Source organism: Chitinophaga sp. YR573, assembly GCF_900110995.1.
GTDB lineage: Bacteria > Bacteroidota > Bacteroidia > Chitinophagales > Chitinophagaceae > Chitinophaga.
In genome coordinates, this window is record NZ_FOJF01000002.1 from 110,752 (window position 1) to 132,275 (window position 21,524).

Sequence of the window (21,524 nt, forward strand, 5' to 3'; positions counted from 1 at the left end):
AAAAATAAAAGCGTGACAGAAAAACAACTGGAATTACAAACGTTGATCAAAAAGATAGACGATTTACATTACATCTATCAATACCACAGAGTAGAGAAGAGTGAAGCTGAATATCTCCAGATACTGGAAAAGGCAAATGAAAATAACCGGCAGGCGCTGGCAGCCATCAGGGAAATACTAGAGAGTGGTATAGATCTTACATTTAAAACTATAAATAACTGGTCAGTAATGTACTTAGCAGTTGTTCAGGATAATGTTGAGTTGATTGAAATGCTTATTTCATATGGTGTTTCCATTGATGGGGATAGAGAATATTTTCATCCTTTACGCCGGGCAGCAGAGTTTGGCGCAATCCGCGTAGTTAAATTCTTCATTGAAGAAAAGGGAATAAACCCGAGGAAAGTTGGTGGATTGTCTGAGGCCATATCATCACGATTTAGCGGAGAGGTGCTTCCATATTTGATAGAAACGATGAAGAAAACAAAATCGGAAAGACTACCTCCTCCGAAAAAGTTAGATGAACTCACAGAGGAAAATATGATGAAATGGTTATCTCAGGTCCCGATACCTGTTTATAGCAGTGAAAAATTACATGATATCGTCGATAGTCTGTTTATTGTGGCTTATTCAACAACGATATCAAACTTTTATGCAGCAATAGAAGAACAAGACCCTGAACTAGTTTTTGCCTGCATAGCGCTTATTACGAATGCAACCACATCAGAACCTAAAGATAAAGTGATAAAAAATATATCGAAGGATACTTATGTACATCATGGTAACCTGGTTGTTACAGGTGATTTAAAGATCCGTTCATTGATGGTAACAGGGAATCTTACGGTTAAGGGTCATGCTTCTAATGTGCAGGGGCGCAGGTTATTTGTGGGAGGGGATTTTGAATGTGAGAGCATGTATACGGAAGGTCCTGTGATTATTGGAGGTAATTTAAAAGCCAAAAAGGTTGAGACTTTTTATAATGATTATGCATTGGAAGTTAAGCAGACGTTGCAGGCAGATACATTGATTATAGATCATCATCAGGTGATAGCCAATCATTTTGATGTGAAAGAGCGTATTGAAAAATAAATCGCAAACAATGTTTCCTAAATCACTACAACCATATCAGCGTATTATTGAATCAACAGCTATTCCGTCTGTACTTCTATCATTAAAAGAAGAAAAGACGGAATTGTATCAAAGTAAAATAGGGGGCGAGCCTTATTTTCCCTGCGATTATCCACTGGATATGTTTTATCTTCCTTACCCTGATATTAGTACTGTAAATCCTACACCCTGGCCTAAACACCGGAAAACAGGAAGAGAGCTGATGTTGCTCCTGCAGATCAATTTTGAAGAGATGCCTCCCTTGCCATCTTTCCCGAAAAAAGGAATATTACAACTCTTTGTAGATGACAGGAACTGGCATAACCTGCAAGACCAGTTACAGGTTATTTATCATCCCCAGGTGATCCGGAAAAAGGAACTCCTGTTTTCAGATTTTGATAATCCCCTGGACTCATATAGAATTTCGGAGTATTCTCTTTCCTTTCGAAAAGAAACGGAATACATAACTACTTCTGATTTTCGTTTTGAAGAGGTACTACCTTATGATGTTATATCCGGAAGCAATCGCTTATGGATGGATTACTTAAATCTTACTGAGCGCCGTTATTCCAAACAAGATACAGAACCTGGATATGGAATGAACAAAATTGGTGGATATCATTATTCTCAAAATAACCAGGATCCGAGGAAGTCGCTCTCAGAATGGAAGGATAGTCTTTTATTGGCGCAGTTTCAAAATTATGAAGACCTGAGTTGGGGGGATGTAGGAAGTGCACAATTTTTTATCAGGAAAGAAGATCTGGAAAATCTCAATTTTCAAAACCTGCTTTTCCATTGGGATTCTACCTGAACCGGATGTTATCCGGAGATGAAATAACAACACTTTTAAACAGGACATAAATAAAATTAAAGTAGATGAAAGAGACCTGGAAAATAGTAGAAGATAAATTAAAAGAAATGGCTCCAATTGTATACAAAGATTTAAATGAAGGAGCAACACAGGAACAAATTGACGAATTGGAACGTTTGACAGGTGTAAAATTACCTGGTGATTTTGTTGAATTTTATAAGATTCATAATGGACAAACTCCTATAAAGTTTGATCCGAATATTTCATTGTTTGATCATACCAAATTAATGTCTATAGAGGAAATAATTGAAGTGTGGACAAGGTGGAAAGAACAGGTTGATGCCGGAGAATTTATTGATAATAAGAATATGCCCTGGAAAACAGAGCCTGATACCGGTATTTCTACCACTGGGGGAATGAGGTTCCCAATGAGGAGATGACGGACTTTTTCCGCAGATGGCCCTTTGGCCCCGCTTCACATCCCCGGATCATCCACTAAAAAATGCATGACTATAATATAGACATGAGCAAATCGGTTAACTTTTCAGCAGAGACCTCAGGAGCCTCAATATTCTCAAATGGAAAATATATCTCTACCAAATCATTTACTCCTTTTACTTCAAGATCATCGTTATTGATAAAGGCTATCTTATTATAACGGGCCTTCCAGCCGCTAAGAGCATCTTCCTCTTTCAGCAAATCAATAATGACCTGTTGTATTTTTTGCGTCAGCTTTAATACCCTGTTTAATTGCAGACCATCTGTAGGAAGCTCCATAACCGGTACTCCAACATTTATAGCATGAGCATTAAAAATAGCTTCTGAGAAAAGTTGAAAACCTCTTTGAACTGCTAACTTTCCTGAGACTTCATAAGTCTCATTTTTTGTAAGCTTACCCAAAGACAGTATACTAAGCAGGTCGGCAGGATTAATCAATTCAATAGACTCGATCTTCCCAACCGTAAGATGTAGAAACCTGGTTGTCAATGCATTTCTGTCATCAGTAACCTGTAATACCAGAAAGGCTTCATCAGTTCTTACTTTGCCAATCGTTAATACTACACCTGTATAGGATCGTCCCGCATCAGTGGTGATGCTTAATATTGTAGCAGGAAAATGTTCTGCTATGTGAAATAAAAGTTCCTGCTTATTAATAGCAGGAACTGATTTTAGTGATTTGTTCATTGGATATCTATAAGTTTTTCATTAAAAGTTCTCCCAACTCGGTAGAACGTTCAGTAACATTGTCTACGTTAGCAAATGACCTATGATCTATTGTTAAAACACCATCACCGAATTTATAGGCAGTGGACCCATAAACGTTTCCTGCTTCATTTTTAATAATCACTTTCTTCAGAGCCTCTTTAAGCGCTTCTTTTCCCATATCATCAGCTGTTATTTCTTTTAGTGCTGTAATAAGGGGGGTAAAATATACCTTGGTAAAGTATTCATCATAATACTCAGTGGAATATCCCTCTTCTGCCAGGCTATCCCAGTTGACCTCAAATTCAAGTGTGTAACCAGTAATTGCATTGATTTCATCAGTTAACTTTATGTAGCTGCCATCCTGAAATGCTTTTAATGCCCTTTTTTCTAATAATCCCATGGTTTTAATTTTAAGTTTTTTTAGATGCCTAAAAGTAAGAGGGAGGGGGAGTATCTACAAATATTGGTAGACTACAAATAGTCTACGTTAATTTTATATATATACTACAAATGCTCTACGAGTATAATATATTTTCTTATAGTCGATTGATTTGTAGTGTGTTGATAAGTTTGGCCTATTTAAAATCAGTTCCTGCTTATTAATAGCAGGAACTGATTTCAACAGGTTGTTCATGGACCTCTATAAATTCTTCATTAGAATTGCCGTCAGTTCGGTAGTACGCTCTGCAAGTCCGTTATCTACATTAGTACATGGCTGATGATCTATTGTTAAAACGCCATTACTGAATTTATAGGCACTGGAACCATAAATGTATCCTCCTTCATTTTTAATAACCACTTTCTTCAGGGCGTCCTTAAGTGCTTCTTTTCCCATATCATCAGCTGCTATTTCTTTTACTGCTGATACAAGAGGGGTAAAATATACCATAGTAAAGGCATCCTCATACTTATCTGCAGATCCTTCTTCTGCCAGGCTATCCCAGTTAACCTCAAATTCAATAGTGTGACCAGTAATTGCATTGATCTCATCTGTTAACTTTTTGTAGCTACCGTCCTGAAATGCTTTTACAGCTCTTTTTTCTAATAGTCCCATGGTTTTAATTTTTAAGTTTTTTTAAGTTTTTAGTGGAAGCCCAAAAGTAAGTGGCAGGGGGAGTATGTAAAAATATTGGTCACCTACAAACTGTCTACACTTATGCTACAAATGCTTTAAAATTATGATAATCAATTTATTGTAATTGATTATATAATTGACGATGTAGAGGTTTTAAATGCATGTAGATCATTTGTAGTAGTAGGATAGTTATGTAATCTGTTTCAGTAATGTATTTTTGACGGAATAATAAGAGGTTAATCAAATGAGTAAACTGCCAGGAGATATTGGGTACATTACAGGGATAATTACAGAAACAGGTGTTATTGCCATTATAGCCGCATCTGAAGAACTGGAGAATAAAGACATACCCCATAGTTTATTGGCTGTCTTAAAAGATAAAACCTGGAAGATATTCCAGGAAGACATGGACATTGTTTCATTAACATCCGGTAAGAAGAATTTCGCGAGACATGTGAGCTACATGGGAATCGATGGACAATTAACCATCAATGAACCTACTGCTGTCCATAATGAACATGTACATAAAGGCAAAAATGGCCCTAACAACCTGAGGACCATGAGTGAGGTCCGTGCCATTGGGGATTACTTCGTTGCTGTTGGTATGAGACGGCAGGTTTATAGCAGAAAGATCATGAATGGGAAATGGACCCGGCTGGATGCAGGAGTGATATTGGAAGAAGATTCCCTGGAGATCGCAGGCTTTTTAAGTGTTGATGGTATTGATGATAATGAAATCTATGCTGTTGGTTATCGCGGAGAAATCTGGATGCGTCAGGCAAAACAATGGCAGCAAATTGATAGCCCTGTAAATACCCGCCTGGAATGTGTGCGTTGCGGAGCCGATGGTACTGTGTTAATCTGTGGCGATAATGGGATAGTGCTGAAAGGAAGAGGTACACAATGGAAGGTGATTCAGACAAATGAAACAGGGACATTCAAAAGCGCTACACAATTCAGAGGCCAATGGTATGTAGCTGATGAAGAAGGTCATCTGTATATAGTGATGGACGATGGGCTTCATCCTGAACCTGGTTTTGAGAAACTGGGTGTTACCAGTGGTGTCATAGACTCAAATGAAAACACCCTGCTCTCAGTTGGAGAAGAAGATATTGTGTTATTTGATGGCAAAAAATGGCAGCGACTGAAGCATCCACCTTTTAAGTAAAAATCTATAAATAATGAATGAACACACTCCGGCTGAGGAATTCGCCAGCAATTTTCATGGTAATAAGCTCCCTGATGAGTTATCCCTGTTATTTGAATTTGAACAGGAACATGGCACTGAAAGCTATTCGGAATGTTTTTATCTTGACAGCGATGGAGAGTCAGCTCTTTCTTCCTGGTCAACAGATAAGGGTTTTTTAAAGATGCTGATGCCATTTGCTGTTGCAAATGGTTCCGGCTCTGTTTATGCATTTTGGGATGAGGGAAAAGGTAAATCCTTAAAAGAAATGCCTGTTGTGGTATTCGGTGATGAAGGCGGGGTTCATGTTGTGGGAAAGAATATCCTTGAATTAATGCAATTGCTGACATACGATACAGAAATCTCTGTATATCATGATGAAGCCTATTTTTATAAAGATGAAGAGGAGTATCAGGAAAGCGAGTATGCGGAAGCCTATAAAAACTGGCTGAAGGAAACATTTAATATCAATCCTGTAGATAAGCCCGGTGAAATAATTAAAAGCGCACAGGATGAATTCAAAGCTTTATTTGATGTGTGGTTCGCACAATACTATAATGAATAGTCTACATGACCAACTCTGAGAAAATTCTTGCATTTAAACGCCTGTACGTAGCTGCTTATACATTGTGTGCTAATACCGAAAAGCTTATTTCAGAGAATAAACTGAATGAGCAGGATGTAGATAAGGCCATTACCTGCATGGATGAAATGATAGCCCTGTTACCCATCAGCTTTCCGGTAAATGGGATGGCATTTACGTCCGCTGCGTTAATGATCAATCTTAAAGACCCTGAAGATGAACCCAAAGAAACAATGGTACAGAATGATGGTGGAACGCGATATATCCGTCCGGAGAACATCGTGGTAGTGTATGAGTCAACATTATCGTTGGTATTGGAGGACTGGAAATTTTCACACTGGAATTATATTGTAGTAAACGCTCAGGAAAAAAGCAGCAGAACGAAATATAAACCATTCATGCTTGAACAGGCAGAGAAATGTCTTGCCCTTATCCCGCTTAAAGATACTGATGCTTATGGATCATGGATGGATGATATGATAATAGTTTATTCCAACCAGATCGGCTGGTGTGCCAGTGAAGATGAAGAGGACCCTGTTAAACTGGAAAAAGCGTTGGATATTGTGGCACGTGGCTTTAAACTGTCCAACTGGCGTAAGCATAAATATATAAAAGAGACGATGACGGATCTATTGCTGAAACTTAACAGATATGAAGAAGCATACGTTATTGTTGCCGAAGGGCTTGTAGAAGATGCGGATAACCCTTATTTTCAGCATGTGAAGAATGATGAACGTTATATCCGTTGGGTAGCTGCTGAAACACAGCGAAAAGAAGAAATCCACAACGCATTTCTGAAGGCTGTAAGCGATGAGCAGGCAAAGGAGACGGATCAATTCATTTATCCCGGTCATCCACTGGTACAGCAACATGCCGCTATACTAAATCTGATCAAACAGCGAATGATCGCAATCAGGATGAGGAGGATACATAATAAGATACAAAAGAAGGAGGAGGTTACCGATAGTTATATGGAACGCTTTGAACTTCGCAAATGGTCTCTGCAGGAGCTTGAAGTATTTGAAGAAACAAACGACCTACAATTACCTACGGAGTATAAGATATATCTGATGGAGATCGGTAGTGGTGGAGGAGGGGGGTATTTCAATGTAGATGAAATATCTGGTATTGATTACCTGCGTACAGAAGCTATTGATAACCTGAAAAAACCTTTCCCGATAACAGCCACTAAAATTCATGATGTTGGTAATTCATTAGGTGTTAAAGCCTGGGTATATCCTGATTCTGAAAAATGGAAATCTACGGGACTCTTTCAGGAGGATATGGAAACACTTTTTGGGCTACCGGATAAGGCTGATATAACTGATGGTTGTATGCTTTTAGCCTACAGCAGGGGCCAGAATGAATTATACCTGATAGGGAATGGTGAATTTGAAAATGAAGTATGGGTAGATGCGTTGCAATATGGCGCAGAAGCAAGGGGTTCCTTTGGTGCAGCATCTTCTAAACGACTTAAATTCTTAGAATTTATGGCAGAAAGTCTACTCTCCAGGTGGGTTGGTAATGAAAATGCTTCAGATACGGGTGACTGGATGTAACTGAGGCCCCTCAGGGGACACGCAAATATGAATATTTAAAAATAGCATAGGATGATGGATGAATGGTTCAGAAACAAAATATGGAGTGCCGAAATAAAGACTGCTTTTTTCAACAAGCTACAGCATGCTGAACATAACATGCAGGTAACAGCATTGCAGATTCAGGGAGACATTTTATCCGGAAGTAAAGATGAAGAAACCCAACAAGCTGGTATTGAATTGCTTCAAATGCTAATCACCGGATATCCTGATGAAATCTATATCATTGCTATTGTACAGGGTATGCTGGGAGACTACTATTACCAAAGAAGTGATTTTGAAAATGCAGAGACCTATTTGCAATCAGCAGTGGATTTTCATAGAAAATTCAAACGGATTGGTGTTATTCGCAGAGAAGATCTGTTGCTTGCTGAAACGATCCTGCTTCGTAAGCTGACAGACAGGTTAGAAGAAGCCTTGCAGTTGGTCATTGATTACCCGGATACGGAAGGTAGCTTAAGTGAAGATCATGAACAACATTACTATTATGAATTGCTGGCACATTTGTATTACCAGCTAGGCAGGAAAACAGAAGCAGCTAACTACGCCCATAAAGCCATTGAAATAGCACAAAACATAGAATTGGATTTCATGCTTGGCAAACCTGCCGCGATAGAAAAATGCTATCAGCAGTTACCAGATTTACAACAAATAACAAAATATTAAAGACTATGACACAAACATTCAAACAAAGATTTTGGAAATTCGGAAGATGGTTTATCGGATTATTCTTCCTGATGTTAATATTCAGGCTTATATACGGATACGTTGCCACAGATGTAAAATCCGGCAATGACTATTCAAATAACTTTTTCAGTAGCGTAGGAAACTTAAGAAAAAACTATGCATCTGAGAAACAAATGATGAAACAGGATGTGGCACAACAGGCTAATATAGCTTCTTCTCAGAAATATGAGAAAACAGCCACCGTTGTATCAAAGACATCGCAGTTTGAAAAGGACCTGGATAGCATAAAAAAGATTACAGCCAACTTTGAAGGAGTAATTCAATATGAACAAAATACCGGCAATAAGGGAAACCGTCAGATTCAGTTATTGATTGGTATTAACCCGGAAAAATTCGATAGCTTCTATACAAAGATTCAGAACATTGCCCTGGTGAAATCAACTGAAATCACAAAGATTGATAAAACAAATGAATACAGACAATTAAATGCAAGGAAAGCTTCTCTGGAAAAGAATCTGGCTTCATTAAATGAATTGAAATCCAGAAGCGGAGCCATTGGAGACTATGTCACCCTGCATGATAAAATCCTGGAAATAGAAACACAGATGCAGGAGTTGGGAGTTGAATTAGGAAATTTTGATACGGAGAATGAATTTTGTTCAGTTAGGTTTTCCCTGTATGAAGGTGCACCTGAAAAGAAAATTAGTTTTGCCAGCAGAATGAAAGTAGCATTGGAATGGACTATAAAATATTATGCTGTTTTGACGATAACATTATTGGGATTAGCAGTTACAATATTTATTTTGTTATTAATTGTTGATAAATTGAAATTACTAAAACTGATAGCAGAAAAATAAGTGTCTAATGGAATTCGCTTTTCCTATTGAATCTTTCCTTCAGATAAAAGAAGATGTAATTTCAAATCGTAAAGATCTTGAAAAGGAGAAATCTTTGTGGCTATCGGTTAGAAGATCAATAAGGGAAGAAGATGTAAAACTATTGGACAAGCAGTTTAAATCAACATTCGAGGAGCTGGGGCAACTTTTCCTGAATGCTGATTTAACCGGACTGGAAAATATCCTCGCATCTCTTCAGACCCTTGTTCAAAAAGGTGCTTCTGCTGAACTCCTGGGAAATGATGAATTAGGCACCTACAATCTCGCCATGCTGATTAAGGGTATTGCAATGATAACAATTAGCTCCAGTCTGGAGCTAATTTGTAAAATCATAAGAATAACAATAGTAGCAGAAGCAGATCTGAAAGCACAAAAGGCATACGCAGGTAATGGGGGATCTATCAGTATAGAATGGATCTGTTTATATCTGGCGGTGGGGATAGGACGCGAATACTATACCCTTAATCCGAATCAATATGACTGTTATTATAGGATATTTTGCTGGGTTATTGAAGACCAGCAGGAAATAGACACTGATAACCCCTTTTCCGTTTTCCTTATTAACCTGAGAGAGGCTCCTGAAGTGTTGGATATACAGGAGAAGATCATATTAAGAATGATTTATCTGAAGTTATCTCCATTTCCTCATGGAAAAATATCCTGGTTTAACCGTATAAATTTAAAATGGATCAGTATTCTTTTTCCATATGAAAACGATTATATAAAACCTTATTTAAAGGCTGTAAAAAAGGATCTGAATGAAGAAGCAGTTAAAGGCCTTATCAATAGTTGTACAAGCAGCAATGCCGGCAGGAAATACTTTAAAACATACTTTTCTCTTCATCCCCACTGGTTATTGGAATTTATCATTCAATCGGTACCTGCAACAATTTTTGATCTGGTAAGAAGAAATGAGAAAGACCTGCTGATACCATTTTTGAAACATTTCAAATCGGCAATGATCAATCTGAAAGATGAAAACGGAAATACTTTATTGCATCAGGCAGCTGCTGGCAGAGGTTTGATGGAAAATATCGTCCAGCTTTTATTACAGACAAAATTGTCTCCTCATACAATTAATAACGAAGGACTTACCCCATTAGGAATCGCATTGAAGAATAACAGAACAGATTTAATCCGTTTGTTAACAAATTAATTTAGGTATTAATAAAGGTATCCTGATACAGCCTTTTTTTCTTATATTTTCCGAAAAAAGGATGGTCAAAAATAAAAGACGTGATGGATTTGAAGGCGAAAAGCTTATCAGTTTGCCAGAGGCTGTCTGTACCAACCTGATAAAGAACTACCCTGCTACCAGCCAGATTTACATCACGCATATAGGGTATTTCCCGAAGGCTACCTTCCATCACCGCCAGCGACGGAACGGTTGCCGGGATAACATCCTCATCTACTGCATGAGAGGCAAAGGATGGTATACCATAGGCAGTAATCATTACCTAGTAGGCCCTAACCAGTTCGTAATTATACCCGCCACCAGTGAATATCTGCGTTATGGTGCCGATGAAGAAGACCCCTGGACCATCTATTGGGTACATTTCAGCGGAAAGGACATGGGCAGCTTTAACGCGTCTTTCGGGATCGGATTGACGGATGGCCCGCGGCAGATCCCTTTAAATGAAAAAGGACTGGAGATTTGGGATAATATGTACCAAAGCCTAGCGATGGGATATAGCACTGAAAACCTGTGTAATGCCAACTTCTTACTGTATCATTTTCTGGCTACGTTCCTGTATCCTGCTAAACATAAGCAATCGGAAGAAAATTATATCACCCAGTCTATTCTGCATATGCGCAGTGAATTGCATGGGAAACTGACCGTGGAAGAAATGGCAGCCAGACATAAACTGTCAGCATCCTATTTTTCTACCCAGTTCCGCAAGGCAACAGGCATGCCGCCAATAGATTATTTCATTCACCTTAAAATCCAGAAAGCATGTCAGTTACTGTATAAGGATAATATAAAAGTAAAGGAGGTGGCAGAAGCAATAGGTTATGAAGACCCTTATTATTTCTCCCGGCTTTTTAAAAAGTATATGAATGTATCACCGGAACAGTATAAGGCGATGAGAGAAAAATAATAGGATAATCCATTATAATGAAAGAATAGCCCATTTTGGATATACCCACCTAGCCCTAATTTTATACCGTTATGAAGAAACAATTCCAGGCCACTTAGAAGCAACCAAAATCTAATATTCATTTACTGATCCAAATTTCCACGAGTATGAAAAGCAGCAAGCTATGTTGTAATGCATTATGCATTACGTTATTGCTCTTATTCACCTGTATCCGTATCTATGCACAAACACCATCCAAAATTACTGTTATCGGAACGGTCACCGATTCCCTTGGTAATTTAATTCCGGGTGCCAGCGTTGTTGTTGAGAATAAACGAAATACAGGTGCTTCCACGAATGAAAACGGACAATTCATTTTAGATGTATCTCCCGGTACCAGATTGCTTATAACAGCAATAGGGTTTCAGTCCGCTAGTGTACTGATAAAGTCCGCAGACACAAAAATCAGTGTTGTACTGAAGGAAAAGAACTCCAGACTGGAAGAGGTGGTGATCACCGCTTTTGGTAAGAAGCAGCGAAAGGAAGCCGTAGTTGGCTCCGTTACCAGCGTACAACCTGAGAACCTAAAAATCCCTTCCAGTAACCTGACCACCGCCCTTGCCGGACAGGTAGCCGGTATTGTCGCCTACCAGCGAAGCGGGCAACCAGGGCAGGACAATGCTACTTTCTTTATCAGAGGCGTTACCACATTTGGTTATAAGCAGGACCCGCTGATACTGGTTGACAACGTAGAACTGACTTCTAATGACCTGGCACGCCTGCAGGTAGATGATATCGCCAGCTTCTCCATTTTAAAAGATGCCAGCGCTACTTCTTTATATGGTGCCAGGGGAGCTAACGGTGTTATCCTCGTTACCACTAAAGAAGGTAAGGTAGGAAAGGCAAAGATTAGTGCCCGTGTTGAAAACGGTATCTCCCAGCCCACAAAACGTTTAGAGATCGCTGACCCTATTACTTACATGAAACTGTACAATGAAGCGATTACCACAAGGAATCCGCTGCAACCACCATTGTTCAGTCAGAATAAGATCTTAAATACAGAGCAGACATTGAAAAATGCGCCTGGAAGTAATCCTTATGTATACCCGGCGGTAGACTGGATGAAACTGATGTTCAAAGACCGCACTACTACCCAGCGTGCGAACCTCAGCGTAAGCGGTGGGGGAGGTGTAGCCCGTTATTATGTAGCAGGTTCTTATAACGTCGATAATGGGATTTTAAAGGAGAGCGGGGCTAACAGCTTTCATAACAATGTGAAGTTTCAGAACTACCAGTTAAGGTCTAATGTGAATATAGATGTGACACCTACCACAGAACTGATCGTTAGACTGTCTGGTAACTTCAATGATTATAACGGGCCTATTACAAATGATGCATCTTTTGCAACAGATTTGTATAGTCAGGCCATGCATACCAGTCCGGTGTTATTCCCGGCACTCTATGCACCAGACGAAGCCAATATATACACAAAACATATCCTGTTCGGGAACTCCAATGAGGGAGGCACGGCTACAGGGGTAGGGTATACCAATCCGCTGGCCAATATGCTGAAAGGATACAAGCGTTTTTCCGAATCCAGGCTATCCGCACAATTTGAAGTAAACCAGAAATTAAGCTTCGTAGTGCCGGGTTTAACTTTCCGGGGATTGTTCAGCACCAACCGGTATGCCTATTTCGATAATCAGATGGCCTACCAGCCGTTTTTTTACAATATTGGCACCTACGACCAGCTAACGGATAAATACACCTTAAAATGGCTTAATCCGCAAACTACAGGGGGTGGGGTAGCAACAGAATACCTGGTGTATTATCCCGGGTATAAAAACATGAACACCTTTCTGTATTTGCAGGGTATCCTGGAATATAGCGGGGACTTTGGCAAACATAATGTAAGCAGTTCCCTGGTAGCTACCCGTCAGCAGACACTCTACGCCAATGCACTGGACCCGAATACACAGTTGCCCAGTTTACAGTATTCATTACCCTACCGCAACCTCGGGCTGGCAGGCCGTGCTACCTACTCGTACAACAGGCGTTATTTCCTGGAATTCAGCTTTGGGTATAACGGGTCGGAACGCTTTTCTGCAAACCATCGTTATGGATTCTTTCCCACCCTGGGCGCTTCATGGGTGGTATCAAACGAGCCATTCTGGAAAGGAATGACAGGTTTTGTAGACAGGTTAAAAATAAGAGGCAGTTATGGGCTGGCGGGTAATGATGCTATTGGTTCCCAACGCTTCTTTTACATGTCTGATGTAAATCTGAATGCAGGTTATCCTACTTACTTTGGTACCAATAACGGATATATCCGTAATGGGGTGTATATCAATAATTACGCTAATCCTGATGTTACGTGGGAGACTTCCAAACAAACCAACATCGGACTGGAAGTTACCTTGTTTAAGAACCTGAACATCATTGCAGAGATTTACAAACAGCATCGTGAGAATATCCTGATGAACAGGGCCTCTATTCCATCTACGATGGGACTGGAAGCCGGTATTGCGGCCAACCTTGGTTCCGCTTCTTCAAAAGGGCTTGATCTGGAAATAAATTATAAGCAGAATTTTGGGGAGCATCTGTGGGTATCTGCAAGAGGTAACCTCACCGCAACCGAAAATAAGTATGAACGTTATGAAGAGCCGGTATATGCCGAAGCATGGCGGTACAGGGCCGGAAAACCTATCAATCAGAACTTCGGATACATAGCAGAAAGACTTTTCGTAGATGATAAAGAAGCCGCTGTTTCTCCACGGCAGATTTTTTCTACCAATGGTATTGCACCCATAGGCGGAGATATCAAATACAGGGATATCAATAGAGACGGACAGATCACAGAAGCGGATAAAGTGCCTATAGGTTTGCCAACCACTCCGCAAATAGTATATGGGTTCGGATTTTCTGCCGGTTACAGGAACTTTGATTTATCTGCCTTTTTCCAGGGTCTGGCACGCACTACCCTGTTTATAGATCCAAGATATGTAAGTCCATTCGTTATACCGCCTTATGGCTCCAACATCAATGGACAATCACAGTTAATGAAAGCCTGGGCAGATGACCATTGGTCTGAAGAAAATCAGAACCTGTATGCGCAGTATCCCCGCTTAGGTACCAGTGCTACTTTAATAGACAATAACCTGCAAACAAGTACCTGGTGGATGCGTGATGGCAGTTTTATCCGCCTGAAATCCCTGGAATTTGGGTACACCTTACCAAAGAGCATCTTGAAGAGAGCCGCTATATCCAATTGCAGGATCTACTTCAGTGGTTTAAACCTCTTCACCTGGAGCCGCTTTAAACTATGGGACCCTGAACTGGGAGGTAATGGATTTGCCTATCCTGTGCAGAAGGTTTTCAATGCGGGATTAAATGTTAACTTCTAAAACTACAACGATGAGAAGTATTTATTTCCTGATATTATTACTCTCTGCTGTTTCCTGTAAGAAATACCTGAATGTAACGCCGGAAAATGTAGGTACACTGGAATATGCTTTCAGAAACAGGAATGAAGCAGAGAATTATCTCTTTACCTGTTATTCCACATTACAATTTATGAGCAATGTGGCAATGAATGCCGGTTTTACAGGTTCCGCAGAAATTATATATCCCAACAACCTGAGTGAGCATCCTGTATTTGAAGGAGGCTTTAATATGATACGTGGTACACAAAACGTGATCTCTCCTTCACTGAATTACTGGGATGGAGAAAACGGTGGCGTATCATTGTATGTAGCTATCCGCAGATGTAATATTTTCCTGGATAATATAGACCTGCCGGTAGATCTTTCCGCTACGGAAAAAAAGAGATGGATTGCGGAGGCGAAATTCATGAAAGCCTACTATCATTTTTATTTAGCCAGGATGTACGGCTCTATTCCTGTAATCAGGAAAAACCTGCCCGTGAATGCTTCTACAGAAGCAGTGAGAGTGAAAAGAGAGCCAGTCGATTCCGTGTTTAATTATATCGTACAACTGCTGGATGAAGCAATCCCTGATCTGCCGCCTTCTATCGAAAACCAGGTGAAAGAATTAGGACGTATTACCAGTGTGGCAGCCATGTCCGTAAAGGCAGAGGTATTGGCTACAGCGGCTAGTCCGTTATTTAATGGCAATCCTGATTATGCAGGATTTAAGGACAAAGACGGAACAGCATTGTTTCCTGCAAGTTATGATGCACAGAAATGGCAAAAGGCTGCTGATGCCTGTAAGGCGGCTATATTAGCCAGCGAAGAACAGGGACTTCATTTGTATACGTTCATTGTGCCTGCCAATATCAGTAAGTTGTCTGATTCACTAAAACAATTATTAACTATCCAAAATGCTGTTACGGAGAAATGGGATGTAAACCCTGAACTCATCTGGGCCTTGAATCCAACGTTTGGGTATCAATCATGCTGCATACCCCGTATGACTTCCAAATCCGTTGCAAACGTAACTTCTGCATCTTCGAATTTTGCGGTACCGGAGTCTGTAGCAGAGTTGTTCTATACCCGTAACGGTGTGCCTATCAACGAAGATAAAACATGGGATTATGCAGGACGTTATGGTCTGCGCAGCGGAGATCCTGCTAATAAATATTATATCCGGGAAGGGTATGAGACCATTAAAGCCCACTTTAACCGGGAACCCCGCTTTTATGCCAGTATAGGCTTTGATGGAGGGATCTGGTTTGGAAATGGTGTACTGGACCAGGAGAATGCATTGTCCGTACAGGCGAAAGGCAACACTTCTTTTGCAGGACCTAAAGACCTGATCAGGATTAACATTACCGGCAACTGGCCCAAGAAGCTGGTGCATTACCAGACTGTTTTTGATGACGGATTACAGGAAGTCGCTTATCACTTGCCTTTGATCCGGCTGGCGGGCTTGTATTTATTATACGCGGAAACCCTGAATGAAGTAAATGGTCCTACCGCAGAAGTATTCCAGTATATAGACCGTGTAAGGCAAAGAGCCGGCTTGCAGGGAATACAGGATGCATGGAGTAACTATTCCCGGTCGCCGGGTAAGCCATCCACTAAAGATGGTTTACGACAGATCATTCATCAGGAGCGTAGAATAGAATTGTGTTTTGAAGCACAGAGCGGATGGGATTTACGCAGATGGAAAGAATTGCAGGGGGTGTTAAGTAGCCCATTACAGGGATGGAGTATTTACGAAACCAGTTCTGCTAATTATTACCGCTTACAAACGCAGCTGGTGCCGTCTTATGGAATCAGGGAATACCTCTGGCCTGTAAAGGATATAGACCTTACCATCAACCCTAATCTGGTGCAGTCTTTATACTGGTAACTATTAAAAAATACAATTATGAAGAAGCTATATAGTTGTGCATGCCTGTTGTTGCTTTTCTCTTGTTCTAAACTGGAGAATTACAATGGTGTGGTGTCTACAGATAAATCAAAGCCGGGTATAGTAACAAATATTAAGGTGATCAACTTTAATGGTGGTGCATACATTACTTACAGCCTGCCGTCATCTGCTAATATCCTCTATGTACTGGCGGATTATAAAGTGAATGGTACACTTAGCAGGCAAACTAAATCAAGTTATTATTCAGATACTATTGTGGTGAATGGTTTTGCAGATAGTAAAGAATATGAAGTAACACTGCATGTGGTGAGCCGTGCGAACGTTATGTCTGATGCCGTAATAGCGAAAGTATATCCGGATACTCCTGTGTATAAAATGATCTTTCCTACAGTAAGTGTAACACCCGACTTTGGCGGTGTAAATATAAAGGCGCTGAATAAATTCAAACAACCTGTAGGCGTAATACTGGTGGAGACAGATCCTGTTACCAATCGCTACGAGATCAGAGACCAGTATTATACCAAGTCTGATACGATTGATTATTCGGTAAGAGGGATGGATACCTTACCCAGGAACTTTGGGATTTATATCCAGGACCAGTGGGGGAATATCTCTGATACACTGAAACAGACACTCAGCCCTATTTTCGAAACACAGCTGGATAAGAACAAATTCTTTGTAGACAAGCTGGCTACAGATGCCAAAATAGGATATGGCTGGGAACTACCCTATATGTGGGATGGTAATACAGATGGTGGTAGTACCGGCTGGCATACACTGCCCGGTAGTACTTTCCCTATCACGGCTACTTTTGGATTAGGCGTATCCGCGAAACTAAGCCGGTTTGCATTGTGGCAACGTACAGGAGATTATACTTACAGTCATGGTAATCCACGGGACTTTACCATCTGGGGATCCGAGAAAGATAATCCGGCAGATGTGCAGTTGCCGGTAACTTCCGCACAGGGAGATATGGCGGGTGACTGGATCAATATGGGTAACTATCATTATCCTGATCCACCTTCCGGCGCCAGACCAGGCGCTGTAACAGACGAAGATAAAGCCTTTGCGGCGGCAGGTGTAAACTTCAATATTCCGTTGGCTAATCCCCGGGTCAAGTTTATCCGCTTTGCAGTAGCTGATACCTGGTCGGGAGGAGATTTTGCACACGTAATAGAAATTACTTTCTGGGGTAACCCGTATTAAAATATGCAACTATGAGATTATTCATTTTAGCAGGTCTTATTTGCATGATGGGATGCAGCAAGAAGGCTACTGATTATCGCTCTTTTTTAAACGGTGGGGAGATTGTATATCCCGGCACTGTTTCAAATATCAAAGTCTCTCCGGGTAACGGACGTATACAGATCCGCTGGCAACCCAGTCCGGACCCCAGTGTGAAGAAGTATATTGTTTTTTGGAATAATGGTATTGATTCTTCTGTTATACCAGCTACTACAAGCAACCCGGGAGATACCGTAAAGTGTATCATCAGTAACCTGGGCGAATACACGTATAGTTTTTTAATTTATTCTTATGATTCAGCAGGCAATCGCTCTATTGCTTCTGCAATCAATAATGTAAAAGTCTATGGCAATAGTTATCTGAGTAGTCTGTATAACCGGCCTTATGATGTTATAGAACCTGGTGTATATAATTCACCTACTGCTGTTACATTGAAATTTGGTATACCGGATACCATCAACGTTACCACTGAAATCCGTTACACAGATGCAAATGGAATAACGCAACAGCAATGGTTATCTCCGGATAGTACGTCTATCAGTATTGGTAGTTATCAGCCAGGGTCTGTTATTTATTATAAGTCGGGGTACATACCTGTGCGCGGCGCCATAGATACTTTCTTCGTAACTTATTATGATTCTCTTCCTAATATCCCCGTATTATGTAATAAGTCATTGTTCAGCGCTTTGCAATTGCCGAATGATGTGGGAACCTATGAAGGTCAGACAGGATTGGATAAACTATGGGATGGAAGCGTAGGGCCACAATCTTACCCTAACATATTCCATAGTGATGGTAATCACTCTTTACCACATCATTTCACATTTGATATGGGACAGCTGTATAACGAGTTAACACATGTGGAAATCACAGGAAGAAATTGCTGTAACAACCCGGACCATTTTGAAGTATGGGGTATTGCAGATATCACGAATGCGGCTACAACATTACCAGGTAATGATGCTGGCTGGAAGGATGAAGCAGTAGCAAAGGGCTGGACATTATTACAGGACGTTACAAGAACAGATGATGGCATAGCGCCTTTTAAAATTAACCTGAGGGCGGGTATTCCGGCAGTAAGGTATATCAGGATCAGGGTGCTGCATGTAACAAGTGGAGATAGCAATTATAGCAACATCAGTGAATTGTCTTTCTGGGCAAGGCCATAAAATATATTATCAGGTCTCAAACATATAAATCATGAAACAATTAGTAGTCGTATTCTTTTTATGCCTCTCACATGCAATGGCACAACAAAAAATGGTAGACCCGGCGATTAAAACACCGGCCCGGGTAATGGATGACTTTATGAGCAAACGCTTTGGAATGTTTATCCACTGGGGGCCTGTAACACTACGGGGAACAGAAATAGGCTGGAGCAGAAACAACGAAGTACAGGAGGCCGATTATGATAGCCTGTACCGGGAGTTTAACCCCGTGTTATTTAATGCAGAAACATGGGTAAAAACAGCAAAGGATGCAGGAATGAAATACCTGACCATCACCTCTAAACACCATGATGGTTTTTGTTTATGGCCAACTGCTTACTCCTCTTATAACATTATGAACACTCCTTTTAAAAGGGATGTAGTAGGAGAACTGGCAGCTGCCTGTAAAAAATATAACATCAAATTCTGTATCTATTTCACGGTACTCGACTGGCACGATAAAGATTATGCTATTCATAATCCTCACAAGTCAGTGATTGATCCGGATGCTGATATGAACAAATTTGTAGCAAGGATGAAAAATGAATTGAAAGAGATCATTACAAAATATCATCCTTACATGCTCTGGTTTGATGGTAACTGGGAAAGCCCATGGAAACAGGATTATGCAGTAGATGTATACACTTATCTTAAAAAATTAGATCCCAATGTGATTATCAACAACCGTTTAAGCACCAGCAAACTACAGGATACATTGATCTCCGTAAGAGCGGGGGATTATAACACACCTGAACAACGGATAGGAGAAATGGATATGACACAACCATGGGAATCCTGTATGACAATCGCGAACCAGTGGGCATGGAAACCTAACGATCAGATGAAGTCCTTGAAAGAGTGTATACAAACATTGGCAAAATCTTCCGGTGGAAACGGGAACCTGCTCTTTAATGTAGGGCCTATGCCGGATGGACGTATAGAAGCGCGTCAGGTAACACGGTTAAAGGAAATGGGAGCCTGGTTGAATAAGTATGGAGAAAGCATTTATAACACCAAAGGTGGGCCTTATAAACCCAATGCTGCCTATGCAGCAACACGTAAAGGAAATAAGATTTACCTGCATGTGTTTGAAGCTAAACAAACACTTACGTTACCTGCTATTCCCGGGCTTAAGATAGAAAAAGCATATTTATTGAAAGGAGCTGCAATAGTATATAAGCAGGATGCAAATGCAGTAACAATTGATTTGCCAGCTCAGTTACCTGATGTAAATGATACGGTGATTGTATTGGAATTAAATGGAACTACAACAGACATACCGGTAATATGATTAAAGAAATAAAAGTAAGAGATGCGCGGTTCCCGCTTGCAAAAGGGGCTGGCAGTGATGCAATTCACCGGGATCCGGTGTATTCTTATGCTGTTACAGAACTAAAAGATGATAGTGGACTTACCGGAACCGGACTGGCTTTTACATTGGGAGAAGGGAATGATCTTGTTTGTAAAGCCGCGCAGTTTTATGCAGAAAGGCTAAAGGGGATGGATATAGAAGACCTGATGTTTGATTTCGGGAGGGTGTTTAATGAATTGTCCAATGAGCAGCAGTTCCGCTGGCTGGGGCCTCATAAAGGAGTGGTTCACCTGGCGCTGGCATCCGTGACGAATGCCTGTTATGATCTGTGGGCAAAAAAGAGAGGTGTACCACTCTGGAAATTGCTGATAGATCTTTCTCCCGAAGAGATAATAAGTACACTGGATTTTTCATACCTGGAAGATGAGTTGACAAAAGAACAGGCATTGCAGTTAATGAAAGATAATAGTACCGGCCGTACAGCAAGAGAAAGTATTATCAACAGTGGTTATCCGGGTTATGATACTTCAATTGGCTGGTTTAATTATTCAGATGAAAAGGTAAGAGAGAATACAAAGGTCGCTGTAGCCAATGGGTTTAATGCCATGAAGCTGAAGGTAGGTTCTGCGGATGCGACTCGGGATATCCGCCGGGCACATATTGTAAGAGAAGCCGCAGGAGATGATGTAAAGGTGATGTTAGATGCTAATCAGCAATGGACGCTGCCACAGGCTATGAAGATCTGTAAGCAGTTGCAGACGATGAACCCATATTGGATAGAAGAACCTACACATCCTGATGATATACTGGGCCATAAAACATTGGCAGATGCCATTGCGCCTACAAAGCTGGCGCTGGGAGAACATGTACCTAACCGGATTATTTTTAAGAACTACCTGCAAACAGGTTGTGCCGGTTTTATGCAGGTAGATGCTGTGCGGGTAGGAGGTGTGAGCGAGTTTATCACCATCAGTTTACTATGCCGTAAGTTTGGTGTTCCGGTAGTGCCACATGTAGGAGATATGGGGCAGTTGCATCAGCACCTGGTATTGTTTAATCACATTGCTTTAGGACATGAAGCCTTGTTTTTAGAACATATCCCGCATTTGCAGCAACATTTTATAAACCCGGTGAAAATAGAAAACGGGGTGTATATAACACCACAGGAAGCAGGCAGTAGCTGCGATCTAAAATTATAATT

Annotated in this window: 19 protein-coding genes; 16 read left to right on the plus strand and 3 right to left on the minus strand. The window is 40.6% G+C overall.

Translation table 11 applies throughout. The annotated features are described in order from the left end of the window. Positions 1-12: 12 nt before the first annotated feature. The 3 genes from BMW86_RS20500 (at position 13) to BMW86_RS20510 (ending at position 2,355) form a co-directional block, all read left to right on the plus strand. Complete coding sequence (locus tag BMW86_RS20500; RefSeq protein WP_089783817.1) at positions 13-1,086, plus strand: ankyrin repeat domain-containing protein; 1,074 nt, start codon at positions 13-15, stop codon at positions 1,084-1,086. A gap of 10 nt (positions 1,087-1,096) precedes the next feature. Next, positions 1,097-1,915 (plus strand): YwqG family protein, encoded by an 819-nt coding sequence (locus BMW86_RS20505; RefSeq protein WP_089783818.1) that lies wholly within the window; start codon positions 1,097-1,099, stop codon positions 1,913-1,915. Positions 1,916-1,980: 65 nt separating this feature from the next. Then, positions 1,981-2,355: an SMI1/KNR4 family protein gene (locus BMW86_RS20510; protein WP_089783819.1), complete on the plus strand. Its 375-nt coding sequence runs from the start codon at positions 1,981-1,983 to the stop codon at positions 2,353-2,355. A gap of 70 nt (positions 2,356-2,425) precedes the next feature. Here BMW86_RS20510 and BMW86_RS20515 read toward each other — a convergent pair whose 3' ends face one another. The 3 genes from BMW86_RS20515 to BMW86_RS20525 form a co-directional block, all read right to left on the minus strand. After that, complete coding sequence (locus BMW86_RS20515) at positions 2,426-3,100, minus strand: hypothetical protein (RefSeq protein ID WP_089783820.1); 675 nt, start codon at positions 3,098-3,100, stop codon at positions 2,426-2,428. 7 nt (positions 3,101-3,107) lie between these two features. After that, complete coding sequence (locus tag BMW86_RS20520; protein ID WP_089783821.1) at positions 3,108-3,521, minus strand: hypothetical protein; 414 nt, start codon at positions 3,519-3,521, stop codon at positions 3,108-3,110. A gap of 240 nt (positions 3,522-3,761) precedes the next feature. Next, positions 3,762-4,175: a hypothetical protein gene (locus tag BMW86_RS20525; protein ID WP_089783822.1), complete on the minus strand. Its 414-nt coding sequence runs from the start codon at positions 4,173-4,175 to the stop codon at positions 3,762-3,764. Between the two features lie 265 nt (positions 4,176-4,440). Between BMW86_RS20525 and BMW86_RS20530 the strand changes: the two genes are divergently transcribed. The 13 genes from BMW86_RS20530 to BMW86_RS20590 all read left to right on the plus strand — a co-directional run bounded on the left by BMW86_RS20530 (position 4,441) and on the right by BMW86_RS20590 (position 21,522). Next, on the plus strand, positions 4,441-5,364 hold the full coding sequence (locus BMW86_RS20530; RefSeq protein WP_089783823.1) for a beta propeller repeat protein: 924 nt from the start codon (positions 4,441-4,443) through the stop codon (positions 5,362-5,364). A 13-nt stretch (positions 5,365-5,377) separates the two neighbouring features. Next, a complete protein-coding gene (locus BMW86_RS20535) occupies positions 5,378-5,947 on the plus strand; it encodes a hypothetical protein (protein WP_089783824.1) in 570 nt (189 codons plus the stop codon). 5 nt (positions 5,948-5,952) lie between these two features. Then, on the plus strand, positions 5,953-7,524 hold the full coding sequence (locus BMW86_RS20540) for a hypothetical protein (RefSeq protein WP_089783825.1): 1,572 nt from the start codon (positions 5,953-5,955) through the stop codon (positions 7,522-7,524). Positions 7,525-7,575: 51 nt separating this feature from the next. After that, the gene (locus BMW86_RS20545) at positions 7,576-8,229 is read left to right on the plus strand and encodes a tetratricopeptide repeat protein (RefSeq protein ID WP_089783826.1); all 654 of its coding nucleotides are present in this window, start codon (positions 7,576-7,578) and stop codon (positions 8,227-8,229) included. A gap of 5 nt (positions 8,230-8,234) precedes the next feature. Then, a complete protein-coding gene (locus BMW86_RS20550; RefSeq protein WP_089783827.1) occupies positions 8,235-9,107 on the plus strand; it encodes a DUF4349 domain-containing protein in 873 nt (290 codons plus the stop codon). A 7-nt stretch (positions 9,108-9,114) separates the two neighbouring features. After that, complete coding sequence (locus tag BMW86_RS20555) at positions 9,115-10,302, plus strand: ankyrin repeat domain-containing protein (protein WP_089783828.1); 1,188 nt, start codon at positions 9,115-9,117, stop codon at positions 10,300-10,302. A gap of 61 nt (positions 10,303-10,363) precedes the next feature. Continuing rightward, entirely contained in the window at positions 10,364-11,245 is an 882-nt protein-coding gene (locus BMW86_RS20560; RefSeq protein WP_089783829.1) for an AraC family transcriptional regulator, read from the plus strand. 146 nt (positions 11,246-11,391) lie between these two features. Then, positions 11,392-14,628 carry a SusC/RagA family TonB-linked outer membrane protein gene (locus BMW86_RS20565; RefSeq protein ID WP_089783830.1) on the plus strand — a complete coding sequence of 1,079 codons (3,237 nt, stop codon included), beginning with the start codon at positions 11,392-11,394 and terminating at the stop codon, positions 14,626-14,628. Positions 14,629-14,638: 10 nt separating this feature from the next. Beyond that, entirely contained in the window at positions 14,639-16,537 is a 1,899-nt protein-coding gene (locus tag BMW86_RS20570; RefSeq protein ID WP_089785717.1) for a RagB/SusD family nutrient uptake outer membrane protein, read from the plus strand. A gap of 18 nt (positions 16,538-16,555) precedes the next feature. Then, positions 16,556-17,764, plus strand: coding sequence for a DUF5000 domain-containing lipoprotein (locus tag BMW86_RS20575; protein ID WP_089783831.1), 1,209 nt, complete (start codon positions 16,556-16,558; stop codon positions 17,762-17,764). Between the two features lie 11 nt (positions 17,765-17,775). Further along, entirely contained in the window at positions 17,776-18,972 is a 1,197-nt protein-coding gene (locus BMW86_RS20580; RefSeq protein ID WP_089783832.1) for a DUF4998 domain-containing protein, read from the plus strand. A gap of 31 nt (positions 18,973-19,003) precedes the next feature. Further along, positions 19,004-20,302, plus strand: a complete 1,299-nt coding sequence (locus BMW86_RS20585) for an alpha-L-fucosidase (RefSeq protein WP_089783833.1) — start codon at positions 19,004-19,006, stop codon at positions 20,300-20,302. Further along, entirely contained in the window at positions 20,299-21,522 is a 1,224-nt protein-coding gene (locus BMW86_RS20590; protein ID WP_089783834.1) for an enolase C-terminal domain-like protein, read from the plus strand. The genes BMW86_RS20585 and BMW86_RS20590 overlap by 4 nt, the downstream gene beginning before the upstream one ends. Positions 21,523-21,524 lie beyond the last annotated feature (2 nt).

What these genes read in the sequence shown, in the direction of transcription:
- BMW86_RS20565 (WP_089783830.1), top strand. Translation starts at nt 11,392, where the DNA reads ATGAAAAGCAGCAAGCTATGTTGTAATGCATTATGCATTACGTTATTG.
- BMW86_RS20575 (WP_089783831.1), top strand. Translation starts at nt 16,556, where the DNA reads ATGAAGAAGCTATATAGTTGTGCATGCCTGTTGTTGCTTTTCTCTTGT.
- BMW86_RS20560 (WP_089783829.1), top strand. Translation starts at nt 10,364, where the DNA reads ATGGTCAAAAATAAAAGACGTGATGGATTTGAAGGCGAAAAGCTTATC.
- BMW86_RS20525 (WP_089783822.1), bottom strand. Translation starts at nt 4,175, where the DNA reads ATGGGACTATTAGAAAAAAGAGCTGTAAAAGCATTTCAGGACGGTAGC.
- BMW86_RS20570 (WP_089785717.1), top strand. Translation starts at nt 14,639, where the DNA reads ATGAGAAGTATTTATTTCCTGATATTATTACTCTCTGCTGTTTCCTGT.
- BMW86_RS20555 (WP_089783828.1), top strand. Translation starts at nt 9,115, where the DNA reads ATGGAATTCGCTTTTCCTATTGAATCTTTCCTTCAGATAAAAGAAGAT.
- BMW86_RS20550 (WP_089783827.1), top strand. Translation starts at nt 8,235, where the DNA reads ATGACACAAACATTCAAACAAAGATTTTGGAAATTCGGAAGATGGTTT.
- BMW86_RS20530 (WP_089783823.1), top strand. Translation starts at nt 4,441, where the DNA reads ATGAGTAAACTGCCAGGAGATATTGGGTACATTACAGGGATAATTACA.
- BMW86_RS20590 (WP_089783834.1), top strand. Translation starts at nt 20,299, where the DNA reads ATGATTAAAGAAATAAAAGTAAGAGATGCGCGGTTCCCGCTTGCAAAA.
- BMW86_RS20520 (WP_089783821.1), bottom strand. Translation starts at nt 3,521, where the DNA reads ATGGGATTATTAGAAAAAAGGGCATTAAAAGCATTTCAGGATGGCAGC.
- BMW86_RS20580 (WP_089783832.1), top strand. Translation starts at nt 17,776, where the DNA reads ATGAGATTATTCATTTTAGCAGGTCTTATTTGCATGATGGGATGCAGC.
- BMW86_RS20515 (WP_089783820.1), bottom strand. Translation starts at nt 3,100, where the DNA reads ATGAACAAATCACTAAAATCAGTTCCTGCTATTAATAAGCAGGAACTT.
- BMW86_RS20535 (WP_089783824.1), top strand. Translation starts at nt 5,378, where the DNA reads ATGAATGAACACACTCCGGCTGAGGAATTCGCCAGCAATTTTCATGGT.
- BMW86_RS20545 (WP_089783826.1), top strand. Translation starts at nt 7,576, where the DNA reads ATGATGGATGAATGGTTCAGAAACAAAATATGGAGTGCCGAAATAAAG.
- BMW86_RS20510 (WP_089783819.1), top strand. Translation starts at nt 1,981, where the DNA reads ATGAAAGAGACCTGGAAAATAGTAGAAGATAAATTAAAAGAAATGGCT.
- BMW86_RS20540 (WP_089783825.1), top strand. Translation starts at nt 5,953, where the DNA reads ATGACCAACTCTGAGAAAATTCTTGCATTTAAACGCCTGTACGTAGCT.
- BMW86_RS20505 (WP_089783818.1), top strand. Translation starts at nt 1,097, where the DNA reads ATGTTTCCTAAATCACTACAACCATATCAGCGTATTATTGAATCAACA.
- BMW86_RS20585 (WP_089783833.1), top strand. Translation starts at nt 19,004, where the DNA reads ATGAAACAATTAGTAGTCGTATTCTTTTTATGCCTCTCACATGCAATG.